This window comes from Advenella sp. (assembly GCF_052108595.1).
Classification (GTDB): domain Bacteria; phylum Pseudomonadota; class Gammaproteobacteria; order Burkholderiales; family Burkholderiaceae_B; genus Advenella.
Window position 1 is genome coordinate 59816 of record NZ_JBQEAU010000009.1, and the last position, 1602, is coordinate 61417.

At 58.1% G+C, this 1602-nt stretch carries 2 protein-coding genes; both read left to right on the forward strand.

Features of this window, described 5'->3' with window-relative positions; translation table 11 throughout:
• The coding region (gene purT / locus ACTIKR_RS03045; protein ID WP_442327111.1) for a formate-dependent phosphoribosylglycinamide formyltransferase at positions 1 to 873 on the forward strand (873 nt) is incomplete at its 5' end.
• An 89-nt stretch (positions 874 to 962) separates the two neighbouring features.
• Complete coding sequence (locus ACTIKR_RS03050; RefSeq protein WP_193088470.1) at positions 963 to 1502, forward strand: adenine phosphoribosyltransferase; 540 nt, start codon at positions 963 to 965, stop codon at positions 1500 to 1502.
• Positions 1503 to 1602: the final 100 nt, after the last annotated feature.

Consider the following 1602-nt stretch of genomic DNA (forward strand, 5'->3'; position numbering starts at 1 on the left):
ATGGACCGTGAAGGTATACGCCGGTTGGCCGCCGAAACGCTTGGCCTGCCCACGTCGCCCTATCGCTTTGTCGATACGCAGCAAGCGTTGCAGCAGGCCATTGATGAACAGATAGGGTACCCCTGCGTGGTCAAGCCGGTCATGTCCTCTTCAGGCAAAGGCCAGTCACTCATTCGCAATGCCGATGATGTACAGCACGCCTGGCAGTACTCGCAGGAAGGCGGGCGCGTTGGTAAGGGCAGAATTATTGTCGAGGGATTTATCCGTTTCGATTATGAAATCACCTTGCTGACCGTGCGAGCCCGTGATCCGAAAAGCGGTGAGATCGTCACCCATTTTTGTGAACCTATCGGTCATCGTCAGGAAGCCGGAGACTATGTGGAAAGCTGGCAGCCGCAGGTCATGTCGGCCGCAGCGCTGCAGCGGGCCAAAGAGATCTCCCTGGCGGTTACCGGCGCCTTGCAGGGGTTGGGCGTCTTTGGCGTAGAACTGTTTGTGGCAGGCGATCAGGTCTGGTTTTCCGAAGTCAGTCCGCGGCCGCACGATACCGGAATGGTTACCATGATCACTCAGATTCAGAATGAATTCGAATTGCACGCGCGGGCGCTGCTTGGGCTGCCGGTCAATACCGCGTTGCGCGCCACCGGGGCCAGTAGTGTGATTTATGGCGGCGTGGATGCACAGGCCGTCAGCTTCAGTCACGTGGCCGAAGCGCTGGCAGAGCCAGATACCGACGTACGTCTTTTTGGCAAGCCGCAGTCCTTCGTGCGTCGACGCATGGGGGTGGCGCTGGCCGCGGCGCAAACGACCGACCTGGCCCGTGAAAAAGCATTGCGCGTGTCGTCGGCCATCAAGGTGTCGGCCATCGATTAAGGGCGGCAAGCGAATCGCCGGTATCGGCGTTCGTGAATCGGCTATAGTGTCGTTGTTTGATTTTCACCGTCACAGGAGTTTCTGACATCATGACCATGATTGACCCGCATCAAATGGTGATCAACGCCATCCGCAGCGTGCCTGACTGGCCGAAGCCGGGCATTACATTTCGTGATATCACACCTGTGTTACAAGACCCGCGTACGTTCCGGGTTCTGCTGGATATTTTTGTTTACCGGTATATGCGCGAACGGTTGGATCTGATCGCCGGCGTTGATGCTCGCGGCTTTATCGTGGGCAGCGTGCTGGCCTATGAGCTCAAACTGGGGTTTGTGCCGGTACGCAAGAAAGGCAAGCTGCCTTTTCAGACACTGGCCGAGGAATACTCTCTGGAGTATGGCAATGCCAGCGTCGAAATGCACGCTGACGCAGTTCGTCCCGGCCAGCGCGTGCTACTGGTGGATGATCTGATTGCGACGGGCGGCACCATGCTGGCCGCTGCCAAACTGTTGCAGCGCCTGGGCGCGAACGTCGTGGAAGCGGCGGCCATTATTGATCTGCCCGAGCTGGGTGGTTCGAAATTGTTGCGGGAAAATGGCGCGTCCGTCTTTACGGTCTGTGAGTTCTGAGCACGGCCCTTGTTTGCCATGCAAGCATGGCCCCACAGCCAGGTGGCACCTGTTGCGAGCGTATGTGGGGATGACAGGGGTTGCCGGTATTGAGCACCGA